The 14,249-nt window shown below is 58.7% G+C and carries 14 protein-coding genes; all 14 read left to right on the plus strand.

The genetic code is table 11. From position 1 onward, the window contains the following. The 14 genes from LAP85_03415 to flhF all read left to right on the plus strand — a co-directional run bounded on the left by LAP85_03415 (nt 1) and on the right by flhF (nt 14,242). Nucleotides 1-1,329 (plus strand): FliI/YscN family ATPase, encoded by a 1,329-nt coding sequence (locus LAP85_03415; GenBank protein MBZ5495426.1) that lies wholly within the window; start codon nt 1-3, stop codon nt 1,327-1,329. A 1-nt stretch (nt 1,330) separates the two neighbouring features. Beyond that, nucleotides 1,331-1,774, plus strand: coding sequence for a flagellar export protein FliJ (fliJ, locus tag LAP85_03420; GenBank protein MBZ5495427.1), 444 nt, complete (start codon nt 1,331-1,333; stop codon nt 1,772-1,774). A gap of 31 nt (nt 1,775-1,805) precedes the next feature. After that, nucleotides 1,806-3,680, plus strand: coding sequence for a flagellar hook-length control protein FliK (locus LAP85_03425; protein ID MBZ5495428.1), 1,875 nt, complete (start codon nt 1,806-1,808; stop codon nt 3,678-3,680). 500 nt (nt 3,681-4,180) lie between these two features. After that, nucleotides 4,181-4,492 (plus strand): hypothetical protein, encoded by a 312-nt coding sequence (locus tag LAP85_03430; protein MBZ5495429.1) that lies wholly within the window; start codon nt 4,181-4,183, stop codon nt 4,490-4,492. Nucleotides 4,493-4,509: 17 nt separating this feature from the next. Beyond that, on the plus strand, nt 4,510-5,751 hold the full coding sequence (locus tag LAP85_03435) for a flagellar hook protein FlgE (protein ID MBZ5495430.1): 1,242 nt from the start codon (nt 4,510-4,512) through the stop codon (nt 5,749-5,751). 339 nt (nt 5,752-6,090) lie between these two features. Continuing rightward, nucleotides 6,091-6,582, plus strand: a complete 492-nt coding sequence (locus tag LAP85_03440) for a flagellar basal body-associated FliL family protein (GenBank protein ID MBZ5495431.1) — start codon at nt 6,091-6,093, stop codon at nt 6,580-6,582. Between the two features lie 14 nt (nt 6,583-6,596). Beyond that, the gene (locus tag LAP85_03445; protein ID MBZ5495432.1) at nt 6,597-6,884 is read left to right on the plus strand and encodes a FliM/FliN family flagellar motor switch protein; all 288 of its coding nucleotides are present in this window, start codon (nt 6,597-6,599) and stop codon (nt 6,882-6,884) included. Between the two features lie 13 nt (nt 6,885-6,897). Continuing rightward, nucleotides 6,898-7,818, plus strand: a complete 921-nt coding sequence (locus LAP85_03450; protein ID MBZ5495433.1) for a flagellar biosynthetic protein FliO — start codon at nt 6,898-6,900, stop codon at nt 7,816-7,818. Between the two features lie 54 nt (nt 7,819-7,872). Further along, nucleotides 7,873-8,634 carry a flagellar type III secretion system pore protein FliP gene (fliP, locus tag LAP85_03455; GenBank protein MBZ5495434.1) on the plus strand — a complete coding sequence of 254 codons (762 nt, stop codon included), beginning with the start codon at nt 7,873-7,875 and terminating at the stop codon, nt 8,632-8,634. A 30-nt stretch (nt 8,635-8,664) separates the two neighbouring features. Beyond that, nucleotides 8,665-8,916, plus strand: a complete 252-nt coding sequence (locus tag LAP85_03460) for a flagellar biosynthetic protein FliQ (GenBank protein ID MBZ5495435.1) — start codon at nt 8,665-8,667, stop codon at nt 8,914-8,916. Nucleotides 8,917-9,036: 120 nt separating this feature from the next. Continuing rightward, nucleotides 9,037-9,819, plus strand: a complete 783-nt coding sequence (gene fliR, locus LAP85_03465) for a flagellar biosynthetic protein FliR (GenBank protein ID MBZ5495436.1) — start codon at nt 9,037-9,039, stop codon at nt 9,817-9,819. A gap of 8 nt (nt 9,820-9,827) precedes the next feature. Then, nucleotides 9,828-10,892, plus strand: a complete 1,065-nt coding sequence (gene flhB / locus LAP85_03470; GenBank protein ID MBZ5495437.1) for a flagellar biosynthesis protein FlhB — start codon at nt 9,828-9,830, stop codon at nt 10,890-10,892. A 145-nt stretch (nt 10,893-11,037) separates the two neighbouring features. Continuing rightward, nucleotides 11,038-13,107 carry a flagellar biosynthesis protein FlhA gene (flhA, locus tag LAP85_03475; protein MBZ5495438.1) on the plus strand — a complete coding sequence of 690 codons (2,070 nt, stop codon included), beginning with the start codon at nt 11,038-11,040 and terminating at the stop codon, nt 13,105-13,107. A 1-nt stretch (nt 13,108) separates the two neighbouring features. After that, nucleotides 13,109-14,242 carry a flagellar biosynthesis protein FlhF gene (gene flhF / locus LAP85_03480; GenBank protein MBZ5495439.1) on the plus strand — a complete coding sequence of 378 codons (1,134 nt, stop codon included), beginning with the start codon at nt 13,109-13,111 and terminating at the stop codon, nt 14,240-14,242. Nucleotides 14,243-14,249: the final 7 nt, after the last annotated feature.

Genomic DNA, 14,249 nt, shown 5'->3' on the forward strand with positions numbered 1-14,249 from the left:
GTGACCGAGGAATCCCTCAACCTGGATCAGTATTGCCAAAGGCTCCGTTCCATGAGCCCGATCAAGACCGTTGGTTCGGTGAAGCGGGCTGTCGGACTGGTAGTGGAATCTCAGGGGCCGCCGGCATCTGTCGGAGAGTTGTGTGAAATCGTCGGTCAGGGACGCACCGATCCGATCCCGGCGGAGGTCATCGGGTTCCGCGACAATTACGTGCTCTCGATGCCGCTGTTCAAGGTGCACGGCGTCAAATTGGGGGACAAGATCATCTGCAGGAAGAAACAGGCAACCGTGCCGGTATCTCCCGCTCTTCTCGGCAGGATCATAGACGGAATGGGACAGCCGATCGATACTCTCGGCCCGATCACGGCAGGCTCGGAGTATCCGCTGCAACCGAACGGTACCAATCCGCTGCAACGCAAGAACATCGAGAGCATTTTGGGGACCGGCGTTCGGGCGATCGATGGTCTGCTCACCTGCGGGAAAGGCCAGCGCATCGGAATTTTCGGAGGCAGCGGTGTCGGCAAAAGCACGCTGCTGGGGATGATGGCCCGGTACACATCCGCCGATGTCAATGTGATCAGCCTCGTGGGCGAGCGTGGCAGGGAAGTCCGCGGGTTCATCGAGAAAGATCTGGGAGAGGAGGGGCTGCGCCGCTCGGTCGTCGTTGTCTCCACCTCGGATCAGCCCCCGTTATTGCGGATTCGTGCCGCCCTGATGGCAGCCACACTAGCCGAGTATTTCCGCGACCAGGGTAAGCACGTGCTGCTCATGATGGATTCGATCACGCGCTTCGCCATGGCCCAGCGGGAAGTGGGTCTGGCAGCCGGCGAGCCTCCATCCTCAAAAGGCTATACCCCGTCTGTGTTCGCGCTCCTGCCCAGACTGGTCGAGCGTGCCGGCAACTTCCTCTCCGGCGGCAGCATCACCGGTTTCTACACCGTCCTCGTCGAGGGGGATGACATGAACGATCCCGTGGCGGATGCCATGCGCTCGCTTCTCGACGGCCACGTCGTGCTGTCGCGGGAGCTCGCCTGGCGTAACCACTACCCTTGCATCGACGTCCTCGCCAGCGTCAGCCGATTGATGCCCGACCTCGTCCCGGCACCTTACAACGAGAAAACCGGCAAAATCCGGGAGCTGATCTCAACCTATCAGAAGGCTGAGGACATGATTAACATCGGCGCCTATGTGAAAGGCAGCAACCCCAAAATCGATATCGCGCTCAAAAAGATTGATCATGTCAACGCCTTTCTCAAGCAGCGCTACGACGAGCACGCGAGCGCAGAGAGTGCCATGTCCAGGGTTATCGAGATCACGCAGGACTGCTGACATGAAGAAGTTCTTGTTCCGTCTCGAAACTCTGCTGCAGCACCGGCGCAACCTGGAGGAAAAGGAGCGCACTGCATTCTCAACCATCCGTGCCAAGCTCCGGGCAGAGCTCGATGGCCGGGAATCACTGTACCTGAGGCAGGCCCAGACGTTATCCGAGCTGGCACTGAAGAAGTTGGGGGATTGCGATTCCCGGGAGATCGCATGGTATTACCGCTTTCTCGACCGCCTGGGGCAGGAGCTGGAACAGTCTGCGAAACGGATCGTGCAGCTCGAGAAACAGCTGGAGGCGCAGAAGCAGATCATGATCGAGGCGTCACGAGACAAAAAGATGATCGAGAACCTCAGGAACAAAAGGGAGAAAGAGTTTGTGGTTTCTCTGGAACGGGAAGAGCAGAAGGCGATCGATGAGATCGTAGTAACCCGCTTCCCACTCAAACAATAATGTCCGCTGCGCGCGCACACGGAGTAGAAGCATGAGAATCGACATCCTCCCGAACAACGCCGCACCCATATCGGGCCGAGAGAGCCAGATGCCGGAAGCCGAGCAGGAGCATGGCGGCAGCACCTTCTTGGAGGTCATCGATCAATTGGCTGCTTCCGGCGGGCCACAGAAACAGGCGGGAAAAGAAAATGCTTCCAGTGACGTGGAGAAGAAAAATGATCACCTGTGCGAAAGCTTAACGGCACCGCTGCTGCCGTCTCCCCTGGTGACTCCCGAACCTCAACAGGCTCCCATCCGTTGCGAATTCGAGCCGGCTCTCGCATCAGTCGACATCAAGATCGAGGATGCCGCGCAAGATCCCGGGACAGCAGGCTGGGCAGGCTCTGCCCCGCCGCCGGCTAAACTGACGGCTTCCGTCAGCACCCGTTCTGTCCCAGCCGTCGCCTTGCCGGATGCGACCGAGGACGACCTGTATAGCACACTTCTTGTGCCGGCCACCGATGCCGATGTGCCGCTTGACTTGCCCGCTCCGCCTGCGACTGCCGCGCCCGCTGGCACCGTCACATCCAGATCGCAGGTTCCTGCACAGCCGGAAGCGGCGCCGGCGGAAGCGGCACCGCAGCCCGATCTCGTTTCGGCGTCTCCGGCTGTCACGGATGTCGCCGGCATTCTTTCCATGACACCTTCCGAGACTGCAGCCGGTCCTGCAGCTCCTATCGACCCTCCCGCTGTCAATCCCACACCAGGCCGCCCTGGGACGCCCAGCCCACAGGCGCCTGCAAACGCGGCCGCAACAGGTGAGCTACAACCGCAGACCGGCGTCGCTCCGGTGGGTTCCTCCTCGGAAGAGACTGCGATTGCCGCCAATACTCGGGCCGTGGCCTTCAGCCCGGATATCATGGCTCCCAGTCTTTGTGAGAACGGCAAGACCACTCTTGTCGGTTTCGAGAGTCGAGATAACGCGAGAGAAACCCGGCCCTCGCCGCGGCGCGGACAGGCAAATGAGCAGGCCGGGATTCTGACCCAAGCGCCCCAGCATCCGGCCGATCTTCGCCGCGCGGCAGTTCCAGCTCCGGCAGCGCCTGAGGTATTTGCCGATCCGCGGCAAGGCAAGAGCGAATCTGAAAGCTCGCATCGCGTTCCTCCCGATGCGCAGCCTGATGTTCCCCAAGCGGGCAAGGACAAATCGGGCGCGCGCCCATTGGCGACTCTCGATTCTGCCCAATCCGCGTTTGTGGATTCACAAGATGGCCAGCGTGCACTTTTTTGCAGCCAGCCGATACGCACGAGTGCATCCGAGACACAGGCCTATGTGGCATTCCGGCCCTTTCAACGCGGGGCAGCCATGACCGCAACGTCCTGGACTGCCGGAACCCAGGGGCCTCAGCAGGCGGCCGCAGCAGAACTCAAATCGCTCTCGGCGCTTCTGGCGCCGAGACAATCCGGGCCTTCTCAGGGACCTGATTTTCTCTCACAGCTCGCCGAGCGCATCCAGATGCAGCTGCGCGATGGCGAGAATATCATCAGAGTTCAGCTGAAACCGGGCACGCTCGGACGGATGGAGATCAGGGCGGAGACGTCCGGAGCCGGCGTCCTGGCTACCATCACTACTGAATCCGCGAGCGTGAGGGACTACCTGGAACACAATCTGCATCTGCTCCAGCAGAGCTTTCAGGATCAGGGGCTCAAAGTCGACCGCATAAACGTTGCGGTCCAGGAAGGATTCTGGCCCCAGCACACGTCGCCGGGGCATCAGGAGTCGCGCTCCGGCTCCGGACAGCAAGGTGAGTCCGGGCTCCCCGTCTGGCCGGGCGAGCCGCTGGAGATGCCGGGTGAGGAACTCATCGTGGATCCGCAGACTATTGCGGTTTTAAACCCTCACAGTACATTCCACACCATCGCTTGATTCCGCCGTAACAGGCCGCCGACCCGGGTCGCCGAAATGCCGGGGCCCCGCTTTCGACCCAAACGTCACGAAGCCTTTACCGCCACATCCGTCAAGTCCCAGGAGATCTCAAGGTGTTCTTACATCTCTCCTCGATTATTTTCGATCGCAGCGCCCTGCGGGCGAAATGAGAATAGTCGTGAACAAATATGTGCGAGTCCTGCAGGGGGCATGTGATGCAGGGCTTTCCTACCCGGCAAAACTTGCTCACCCCACATGCGTGCGCCGGACGAGATACACCTGCGCCTCATCTCTTCCAACATGATGAAAACAATGGCAGATCTGTCGTCCGGAGCAGATGGCTCGCAGCGACAATAAGACTGGCACGCGGCGTGCACAGGGAGAGGGTGCGGGCGGCGATTCGCACCCGGAAAAATCGGACCTCGGTTTCTGATTCTCGGCACCAGAGGAACCGGTAGTCCCGGATCGCTGCATATATCGCAACGGAGCAACGGGAGGTCATGATGAGCGTCGTATCCTCAAACAATGTGGGTTGGCCAATCGGATCGATGTCAGCCGCGACTGGCCAAACGCAGGCAATAAGTACTGGCTCCGATCCGAATGTCAGCAAGGACGAATTTCTGCAACTTCTGGTAGCACAACTGAAGAACCAGGATCCAATGGAGCCGGTCAAGAATGAAGACTTCCTGGCCCAACTGGCTACTTTTAGCTCGCTCGAGCAACTAATCGCCATCAAGGATGGAATCAACAAGCTGGCGGCGATCACGACGGATGGAAAGACAAGCGGCACAGACCCTCAAACGAATTCTTAGACCAAAGGATAACTCGTATGCTAACCTCGTTCTATACCGCTCTGAGCGGCCTCGGCGCGAATTCCCAGGCCATCAACGTCATCGGCAACAACCTGGCGAACATCAACACGACCGCCTTCAAGGGATCGAGAACCATGTTCGCGGAGTTACTGGGAGGCATATCGTACTCGTCGGACGGCAACCCGATCCAGACAGGATTAGGCGCCATCAGCGCCGGGGTTTCACCCCTGTTCACACAGGGGTCCATAATGAATACCGGGCGTTCCACCGACGCAGCCGTGAGCGGCAACGGGTTTTTCATTGTCAGCACGGGCACCGGCTATGCTTACACGCGTGCGGGAAACTTTTCAATCAACGGTATGGGCGAATTGGTCAGCGGCGAAGGTTTCAAAGTCGCCGGATATATGGCCACCGGCGGCGTCATCAGTCCAAGTGCACCCCTTGGACCTATCACCATCCAGGGGAACCGAAGTCTCCCTCCCCAGGCTACCACCACCCTTGGCATCACCGCCAATCTGGACAGCCAGACAGCAGCAAACGCGACCTTTGCCACTGCGGTTCAGGTTTATGACTCGCTGGGATCGGCGCACACAGTGACATTTACCTTCACGAAGACCGGTCCCACAGACTGGTCATGGGATGCCACGATCCCGGCAGTGGACACGGGCGGCCTGGCCACTGCCCCCCCTGTATCGATCGGTACTGGAAACCTCACTTTCAACAGCGCCGGCGTCCTGACCGCACCCGCCACCAATCCCACCCTGGCGGTTGCCGGGCTTGCCAATGGCGCCTCCAATTTGAATATTACGTTCGGGGTGCTTGACCCGAGTGGTAATCCTCGTTTGACGGGGAACGCGGCAGCGTCCGCCGTATCCTCTGTGACACAGGATGGATATGCTCCGAGTTCTCTGCGGGACTTGGCCATCGACGCCGATGGCGTGATCCGCGGGATCTACGACAACGGCCAGGTGCATCCGCTGGCGCAGTTGGGCATCGCCAACTTCAACAATCCCGAAGGGCTGTTGAAGTTCACAGGAAACACGTTCGTCGAGGCGTTTTCATCCGGTGCCCCTTCCGTGGGTGTCGCGCGCACCGGCGGGCGAGGAACCGTGAACGGCAGTGCCCTGGAGCTTTCCAATGTGGACATCGCCGAGCAGTTTACCGGCATGATCATCTCCCAGCGCGGATATCAGGCGAACTCGCGCGTCATTACCACGACGGATGAGCTCTACCAGGAAGCCATCAACCTGAAGCGGTAGTCGGAATTGTCTAAATTATTGTGCCGAACGGGCCGGGGGCGATAGCGTTTTCGCAGCCGGCCCGCTGGTTGCGGGGTCAAGAATTTGTCAACCCGATGAGACCGCTTTGACACCCTGGGCTTTCAGTGACTGAATGATCACCTCCGACATTGCCTGACGCACTTAAGTGCCTTCTCGGCATTATCTGCAAAGCCATTCCACGCCTGCCATTTAGTTGTTGCGCCCACGCCTGCGGGCGCACCGCCTCGCCGTCCCTCCGGTAACGGGTTCCTTTGGCATGGCCTTTGCTTTAGCGCTTGGGGCAGTCAATCACATTATGCCGATGGGAGAATAGGGGAGATGGCCGAAAGCGAAAACGCAGCAGTTCCGAAAGCCAAGAAAAAGAGCAAGCTGGGATTGTGGATCATCATTGGTGCCGTCGTTCTGCTTGCCGCCAGCGGTTTTCTGGCAACGAGATATTTCAAAGGCTCCGCCGGCAGGCAAGGCGAAGGTGAAGGCGGCAGCCCAACCGCCAGGATAAAGTCGATCATGAGCCTGGACTCCTTCCTCGTCAATCTTGCCGACGTGGACTCCACGCGCTTCGTCAAGGTCACGTTTCGCCTGGGGCTTGATGAGCCCAAGTCGGGAGAAGAGTATGCAAACGACCCTGTCATTCTCGCGGCAACGCGGGACAGGATCCTCTCGCTTCTCAGCACAAAGACCGCCGACGAAGTACTCACTCCCAAAGGAAAAGACCGGATTCGCAACGAAATCATGGTGAGCGTGAACCCGATCCTACCCAAGGGGAAGATAGTGGAGGTCTTCATTTTGGATTTCGTTGTGCAGCTCTAAGGAGGTACCACCCAATGGCGGAAAGCCCGGTCCGTCCGGATGCCCGCACCACAGCAGGTGTACTGGAAGAGTTCTCCGAGGTTCTCGATGTTCCCATGCGCATCACCCTCGAGGTCGGGCGCCGAAGCATGAGAGTGCGCGAAATCCTGCTGCTCAAGCCGGAATCGATTGTGGAGGTGCCCAAATCGGCCGGCGAGAACATCGACGTCTATATCAACGGAAAGCTCGTCGCATTTGGCGAAATTCTCGACATCGAAAGCAAGACGGGAGTCCGGTTGACGGACTTCTTTGTGCAAACCTAGGAGGAGAGAAGTCATGCATGCAGGCGTAGTGGTCCGTTTCCCGAAGCGGTCTCCGATCTATGCAAGTCTCGGGACGCTTATCGTGATTATCGGGATGCTCATCGGCTTTCCAGCGCTGGCACAGAAAACCAAGCCCCGACCCAAGACGCCGGCCCCGGCGTCCGATGCCGCGGCGCCGACGCCGGGCGCGCAGACTTCGGCGGAGCATCCTGCGGCTGTTCCGGCAGAGTCCACGGCATCAGCCCGGGGAGAACAGGCCGGGTCTACTTCCGAGGAGCCGGCTCCACCTCGTCCGGCTCAGCGGGCTAACGCATCCCGGCCAAAACCGGCTGTTCCCGCGGTGACCAAATCGGATGCCCCTGCTTCGTCAGAGCCGGCCGTTCCAGCCCCGACAGAGCAGCCCGCGCCCGCAACTCCGCCCCTCGCGCCCCCAGCGAACACTCAGGCCGAGCCTGTGGCAACGGCGGCCCTGGCTTCTATTCCGGGCTCAGGATGGGCAGAGCTGGTCAAGACTGTCGGGGGGGTGGGCCTGGTCATATGTCTGATTCTGGCAGGCTACCTGCTATTCCGCAGATTTGCACCACAGTATGTCGTGAAGCGTCCCAACGAACGCCTCCTGCGGCTCATAGAGACGCTTCCCCTTGGAGATAAGAGGAGCATTGTGATGATGCAGGCTGGGGCCAAAAAGTTCCTTCTGGCCAGCACTCCCGGCCACATCACGCTGCTGACGTCGCTGCCGGATGCCGCCGTGCCCGACTCCCTCAGCCCCTCGGGGCAGGCAGAGGCCGAAGTTCCTGCACACCAGGCCGGCAATTTCCGCAACCTCTATGAACTGGAAAAGAAATCTCCTCCTGCCCGCCCCGCTGTGCGGCAGGAGCTTCCCCCTGATATTCGCGGCAAAATGCAGCAACTGCGCAAGGCGCTGGAAGGCTGACGCGAGAGCAGCTGCCGGCGAACCGCCGGAATCTGCCTTGACCTGGACATTGCAATGAAAACAAAGGTGGCGATCCTCGTGGTTTTGGTCCTGCTTGCGCTGGCTGCTGCCGCTCATGCCGCACCCGCGGCCCAGGACAAGAACTTCTCCGGGATCGAGCTGCGCATCGGTGGAGGATCCAATGGAAATGGCCTCACGCTGCCCCTGCAGATACTGGCCCTCCTTACCATTCTGTCACTGGTTCCTGCCATTCTTGTCTCTGTAACTTCTTTCACGCGCATCGTCATCGTTTCCCACTTCTTACGCCAGGCGCTCGGTACCCAGACCATGCCGCCCAACCAGATCATCATCGGTCTGTCGTTGTTTCTGACCTTTTTTATCATGCAGCCCGTCGGCGAAAGGATAAATCGCGAAGCCCTCCAGCCGATGATTAAAGGCCAGCTTACCGAGATGCAGGCGCTCGACCAGGCTTGCGTGCCGCTGCGTGAGTTCATGCTGCGCTATACGCGGGAGAAGGATCTGCTCCTGTTTCTGAACATTGCCAAAGAGCCCCGCCCGCAGAGGAGCCAGGACATTCCCATGCGCGTGTTGATCCCGAGCTACATGATCTCGGAGCTCAAGACCGCTTTCCAGATCGGTTTTGTGCTTTTCATTCCGTTTCTGGTCATTGATATGGTTGTGGCATCGGTCCTGCTTTCCATGGGCATGATGCAGCTGCCTCCGGCGATGATTTCCACCCCCTTCAAGATACTGCTGTTTGTGATGGTGGATGGGTGGAACCTCGTCATCGGATCTTTAGTGAAAAGCTTTTATTAGCCGGGAAAAAACATGAGCCAGGATCTCGTTATGAAGTTGGCCAGGGACACGCTTCAGATCACACTGTTCGTGAGCGGACCGCTATTGCTGGTGTCGCTGGTTGTGGGAGTCGCGGTGAGCATTGTCCAGGTCGTTACTTCCATTCAGGACATGACGTTGTCGCTCATTCCCAGAATGCTGGCCGTGTTCCTGGTTTTTCTCCTCCTGCTTCCCTGGGTCATGCATCTCCTGATCAGTTTTTCCGTCCAACTTCTCGGACATCTGGAAAAATTCGCACTCTAAAGCTAGTGATGAGTCATGAGTGATGCGTATTGAATAGGGTGAAGGGGTGAGAAGACCTGATACTCTGCACTTGCCACTCATCACTCACAACCCTTCAAGGATCACTGACACTCGGGATGCATGATGTTTTCGATTTCGTTTTCCATTCCGCAGATCATGAGCTTTGTGATCGTGTTGTTTCGGGTCGCGGGGATCATGGTCTTTGCACCGTTTTACAGCAGCAGCGCATTCCCGGCGCAGATCAAAGTAATCCTCCCCCTGATCGTGGCGCTGACGCTGGCTCCAATGGTGCCTCAGTCTTTGATTCCTTCTGAATTCGGTATGGTGCAGGTAATTGCTGCTGCGCTTGGAGAGGCGCTGATCGGAATGGTGTTGGGGCTGACTGCCTCCTTCATATTCGGCGGGCTTCAGCTCGCGGGCCAGATCATCGGCTTCCAGCTTGGATTTTCTCTCATCAATGTCATCGACCCGCAGAGTGCGGTCGAAACCTCGGTCATCTCCATCCTGAACAACTTCATCGGCCTGACGCTGTTTCTGCTTGTCAACGGTCACCACTGGTTTTTCCAGGCCATCAGCGAGAGCCTGCAATACCTGCCCGCGGGTGGAGTGCAGTTGAAGGGCCCGCTGGTGGAGGAGGTCCTCAGGCTCAGCGGACAGATCTTTGTCTCCGGTCTGCGGATTGCAGGACCGGTGGTGGCCGTAACCGCAATTTCCGATGTCGTCATCGGCATGATCGGACGGGCTGCGCCGCAGATCAACATTCTCATTGTCGGCATGCCGGTAAAAACTCTGGTCGGCCTGGCCGGCTTGAGCATTGCCTTCTACTTTCTTCCCACCTTTCTGGGTGAATCGTTTTTCCAGCTGTCGCGCGACCTGATGGGCCTCGTGCACCACATGAGGTGATGTGACCCATGGCTCAGAGAGACGGCAGGACAGAGAAGCCCACAATCCGGCGTTTGCAAAAGGCGCGCGAGAAGGGCCAGACCGCGCGCAGCCGCGAGGTGCCTGCTGCGGTAATTCTCATGGGCGGACTCCTCTTCCTTTCATTCGCAGGCAATCGAATGCTCCAGGATCTGCAGGGGCAACTGAGCGAATTCCTGCGGATCACCCCGCCGCCGGATTTCTCCATCACCTATGTTCGTGCCCTCGCGCACGAAGCCTTGCTGAGGATGGGCTTGCTGGTCTTGCCGCTGATGATGGTTGTCGGCGTCCTCGGTGTGGCCGCGAACCTCGTGCAGAGCGGAACGACCTTTTCCTGGCACCAACTCGGATTTCACTTCGAAAAATTGATGCCCACCAACGGACTCTCACGTATCTTCTCCAAGAACGGGGCCATGGAGCTGGTCAAGAGCCTGGCGCTGGTGATTGTGATCACGTATCTCAGCTATCAGGTTATCATGCAGTACCTCCCCCTCTACCCGCGCCTGGTTTTGATGGACGTAAAGCAGCTTCTCTACTGGACCGGCCTGATCTGCTATCAGGTCTGCCTCAGGGTCGGCATCTTTCTCTTGCTCCTGGCCATAGCCGACTACGCCTTCCAGCGATATCAGTTCCTCGAGCAACTGAAGATGACGAAACAGGAAGTCAAGGACGAGTTCAAAGAGACGGAAGGCGATCCGTTTACCCGCGGGCGCATCCGGCGCATCCAGCGGGAGATGGCGCGCAAGCGCATGATGGCTGCCGTGCCCGACGCAGACGTGGTCATTACCAATCCTACACACTACGCCGTGGCGCTCTCCTATAAACTGGAGGAGATGGAGGCGCCGCAGGTGGTCGCCAAGGGTGTCGGATTTTTGGCGATCAAAATAAAAGAATTGGCACAAAAACACGACATTCCCATGGTCGAGAACCGCACGCTGGCCCAGACGCTGTATAAAACCGTCGAGGTTGGTGCCTACATTCCCGTTTCCCTGTACAAAGCGGTCGCTGAGATTCTGGCCTATATCTATAAGACACGCAACAAATGGCGGGGATAGTCTCACCTCCCTTTCCTGAGTCTCTCCACACTCGCTCCCGTTTCCTCTCAAACAACCGGTTGATGCGGAAACCGTGGCATGGAAGTTGCCTGACCTGTATCAGACCAAAGGAGTTTGAGCCCGGAGGAACGTGAAGGTGACGAGCATCGCGCAGAAGCAAGACATTCCCCAACTCCTGGGCAAAGTGCATCTGGTCATCCCGATTTCGGTGATGGGAATCCTGCTGCTGATGATCTTGCCTGTGCCGCGCCTGCTTCTGGACATGCTGATCAGCCTCAACATCACCGTGTCGATCATCGTCGTGCTGGTTTCAATGTATATACTCCAGCCGGTGAATTTTTCAGTTTTTCCCTCCCTGCTTTTGATCATCACTCTGTTCCGGCTCGCGCTGAACGTGGCATCGACCCGTCTCATACTGCTCCACGGCTCGGAAGGTGAGGATGCTGCGGGCCGGGTAATCCAGGCCTTCGGCCAGTTTGTTGTCGGCGGCAACTATCTGGTCGGCATCGTAGTCTTCCTGGTTCTCATAGGTATTCAATACATAGTGATCAATCACGGCGCCGTGCGCATCTCCGAGGTTACGGCCAGATTCACACTCGATGCCATGCCGGGCAAGCAGATGAGCATCGACGCCGATTTGAACGCGGGGCTCATCGACGAGAGGGAAGCGCGCCTACGGCGGGAGCTGATCGCCGACGAGGCCGAGTTTTATGGGGCCATGGATGGCGCCATCCGGTTTACCAGCCGTGACGCGATCGCAAGCGGGCTGATTCTCACCATTAACATCGTGGGTGGCCTGCTCATCGGAGTCTTTCAGTTCGACATGCCTTTGGCGGACGCGGCCAGGCGTTTCACCATTTTGACCATCGGCGACGGCCTGGTCACTGCCATCCCCTCGCTGCTCATATCGGTTGCTGGGGGCATTATCACCACGCGGGCGGCCGCAGAGTCGAACCTGGGCGAAGACGTGGTCCACCAGCTGTTCAAGAATCCCGTGCCCGTGGCCATCAGCTCCGGCTTCCTGTTTTTCTTCGGGCTGATCCCGGGATTGCCGTCTTTTCCTTTCTTCCTCCTTTCGGGACTGGCGGGGTTCATGGCTTACCGGACCAAGAGGCTCCGCGACGGTGAGCAACTCATCTTCGACAAGGAGAAGGCGGAGAAGGCAGAAGCGGACAAGCCCAAGGAGCGCATCGAACGACTCCTCAAGGTCGATCCTCTTGGCCTTGAAGTCGGCTATGCTCTGATCCGCTATGTCGACGCCAACCAGGGCGGCGACTTCCTCAATCGCATCAAATCCATCCGCAGACAGATCGCACTTGACCTGGGAGTGGTAGTGCCGCCCATCCATATTACCGACAACCTCCAGCTCGAACCGCGCGCCTACACGATCCTGCTCAAGGGGGTTGAGATTGCCCGCGGCGAATTGCTCCCGGAGCACTGTCTGGCGATCAATCCCGGCACGGCGCATGAGGACATCGGCGGTACGGCCACTATGGAGCCTGCGTTCGGACTCGAAGCGCGCTGGATCAAGCCTGCGGAACGCGAACGGGCCCAGCTTGCCGGCTACACGGTGGTGGATCCCACGACGGTTCTCGCGACCCATCTCTCCGAGATTATCAAGTCGCATGCACATGAACTGCTCGGTCGGCAGGAAACGAAAACGCTCCTTGATGCGGTCGCTGAAACTCATCCCAAGGTCGTTGAAGAGCTGGTGCCCAAGGTGCTTTCGATCGGAGAAGTTCAGAAAGTCCTGCAGAACCTACTTAAGGAGCGCGTCTCGATACGTGATGCTGTGAGCATTTTCGAGACGCTTGCCGATTACGCCTCGATGACCAAGAACGTCAATATCCTGACAGAGTACTGCCGGCAGGCCCTGGCGCGCTCGATCTGCAGGCAGTACCAGAATGAACAGAACGATCTGATCGTCTTCACCGTGAGCCCGGAAATCGAGAAGAGCATTGCAGATGCGATTGTGCACACGGAACAGGGCTCATATCTGGCGCTGGAGCCGCGGCTGGCCAAGGACTTCATGCAGCGCATCCGACGCACCGTGGAGTCGGTTGCCGGCAGCAAGAATCCCATTCTGTTGTGCTCGGCAAATGTCCGCATGTATGTCCGTCAGCTGATCGAGCGCTACCTGCCGGCTGCCACGATTCTGTCACACAACGAGATCCCGCCCAATGTCCGCGTCACTTCGGTAGGAATGGTGAGCTAGGATGAAGATAAAGACTTTCTATGCCAGGACAATGGCAGAGGCCCTCCGAAGCGTCAAGGAAGAGTTCGGCAGCGATGGGCTGATCCTGTCCACCAAAGAGGCCCCCGCCCGGTCCTCATCATGGTTCCGCGCAAAGCCGGGTGTCGAGGTTGTGGCTGCCATCGACACTGGAAGCGATTCTGATGCCGATCTGTTCGCCCCGACTCATCAGGATGCCGCCCAGGCAGGCGCCGCGGCGCTGGAGGCTCAGCACCGGCTACCAGGGCCGAAGGTTGACAAAGAATACAGTGAAATGCGCCGTGCCTTGTACTCACTGGCTCGACCGACGATCCCTTCCGCCTCTCTGTTCTCCGATGCGGCGGCTTATGAGCTCTACCAGGCGCTGGTGACAAATGAGGTCGACGAGTGGCTGGCCTACAAACTGCTCGACGAGGCCCAGCTGAATCTTGCCCCCGAGGAACGCGGTCAGAAACCTGCCCTTGCCAAGGCCGTGACCGATGTTGCCCGGGGGCTGATTCGTACGGATGCTGCGGGCGACGGGCTGCCGTCCAGGAAAGTGGTTGCTTTTGTGGGACCCACCGGTGTCGGCAAGACCACGGCGGCGGCAAAGCTGGCTGCATGCCTCGCGCTGGAAAAAAAGAAAAAAGTCGTCTTGCTGACCACAGACACCTACCGCATCGGCGCCGTCGAGCAACTGAAGACCTATGCAGGACTCACGGGCCTGCCGTTCCGTGTTGTGGCACAGACTTCCGACCTGCCGCAAGCGATCCGCGAGCACACCCAGCGCGATTTCATCCTCATTGATACCACCGGACGCAGCCAGCGCGACCTGGCGGCGGTGCAGGACCTGATGCAACTCCTGCAGCGGTCGACTGAGATCGAGCGCCACCTCGTGCTCAGTGCGACGACCAAGCCCCTCGACATGAGAGAGATCGTCGATCGCTTCGGAGTCTGTAATCCCGACTGTTTGCTTTTTACCAAGCTGGATGAAACGTCGACCTTCGGGCCGATTTTCAACGAACTGGTCCGCACGCAGAAGCCCCTGTCCTACATTGCGGACGGCCAGCGGGTCCCCGAAGATCTCCATGCCGTGCGCGGCGATCAGATCGTGGACATCGTTCTCAACGCCCATTGATTCGGAG

It is taken from the genome of Terriglobia bacterium, from assembly GCA_020072565.1.
Lineage (GTDB): Bacteria > Acidobacteriota > UBA6911 > UBA6911 > UBA6911 > JAFNAG01.

Bases quoted from the DNA above. Each gene is read 5' to 3' on its own strand.
- fliR (MBZ5495436.1), top strand. From the start codon at position 9,037: ATGATGTTTTCGATTTCGTTTTCCATTCCGCAGATCATGAGCTTTGTG.
- flhB (MBZ5495437.1), top strand. From the start codon at position 9,828: ATGGCTCAGAGAGACGGCAGGACAGAGAAGCCCACAATCCGGCGTTTG.
- LAP85_03460 (MBZ5495435.1), top strand. From the start codon at position 8,665: ATGAAGTTGGCCAGGGACACGCTTCAGATCACACTGTTCGTGAGCGGA.
- LAP85_03440 (MBZ5495431.1), top strand. From the start codon at position 6,091: ATGGCCGAAAGCGAAAACGCAGCAGTTCCGAAAGCCAAGAAAAAGAGC.
- LAP85_03450 (MBZ5495433.1), top strand. From the start codon at position 6,898: ATGCATGCAGGCGTAGTGGTCCGTTTCCCGAAGCGGTCTCCGATCTAT.
- fliP (MBZ5495434.1), top strand. From the start codon at position 7,873: ATGAAAACAAAGGTGGCGATCCTCGTGGTTTTGGTCCTGCTTGCGCTG.
- LAP85_03435 (MBZ5495430.1), top strand. From the start codon at position 4,510: ATGCTAACCTCGTTCTATACCGCTCTGAGCGGCCTCGGCGCGAATTCC.
- LAP85_03425 (MBZ5495428.1), top strand. From the start codon at position 1,806: ATGAGAATCGACATCCTCCCGAACAACGCCGCACCCATATCGGGCCGA.
- fliJ (MBZ5495427.1), top strand. From the start codon at position 1,331: ATGAAGAAGTTCTTGTTCCGTCTCGAAACTCTGCTGCAGCACCGGCGC.
- LAP85_03445 (MBZ5495432.1), top strand. From the start codon at position 6,597: ATGGCGGAAAGCCCGGTCCGTCCGGATGCCCGCACCACAGCAGGTGTA.
- flhF (MBZ5495439.1), top strand. From the start codon at position 13,109: ATGAAGATAAAGACTTTCTATGCCAGGACAATGGCAGAGGCCCTCCGA.
- LAP85_03430 (MBZ5495429.1), top strand. From the start codon at position 4,181: ATGATGAGCGTCGTATCCTCAAACAATGTGGGTTGGCCAATCGGATCG.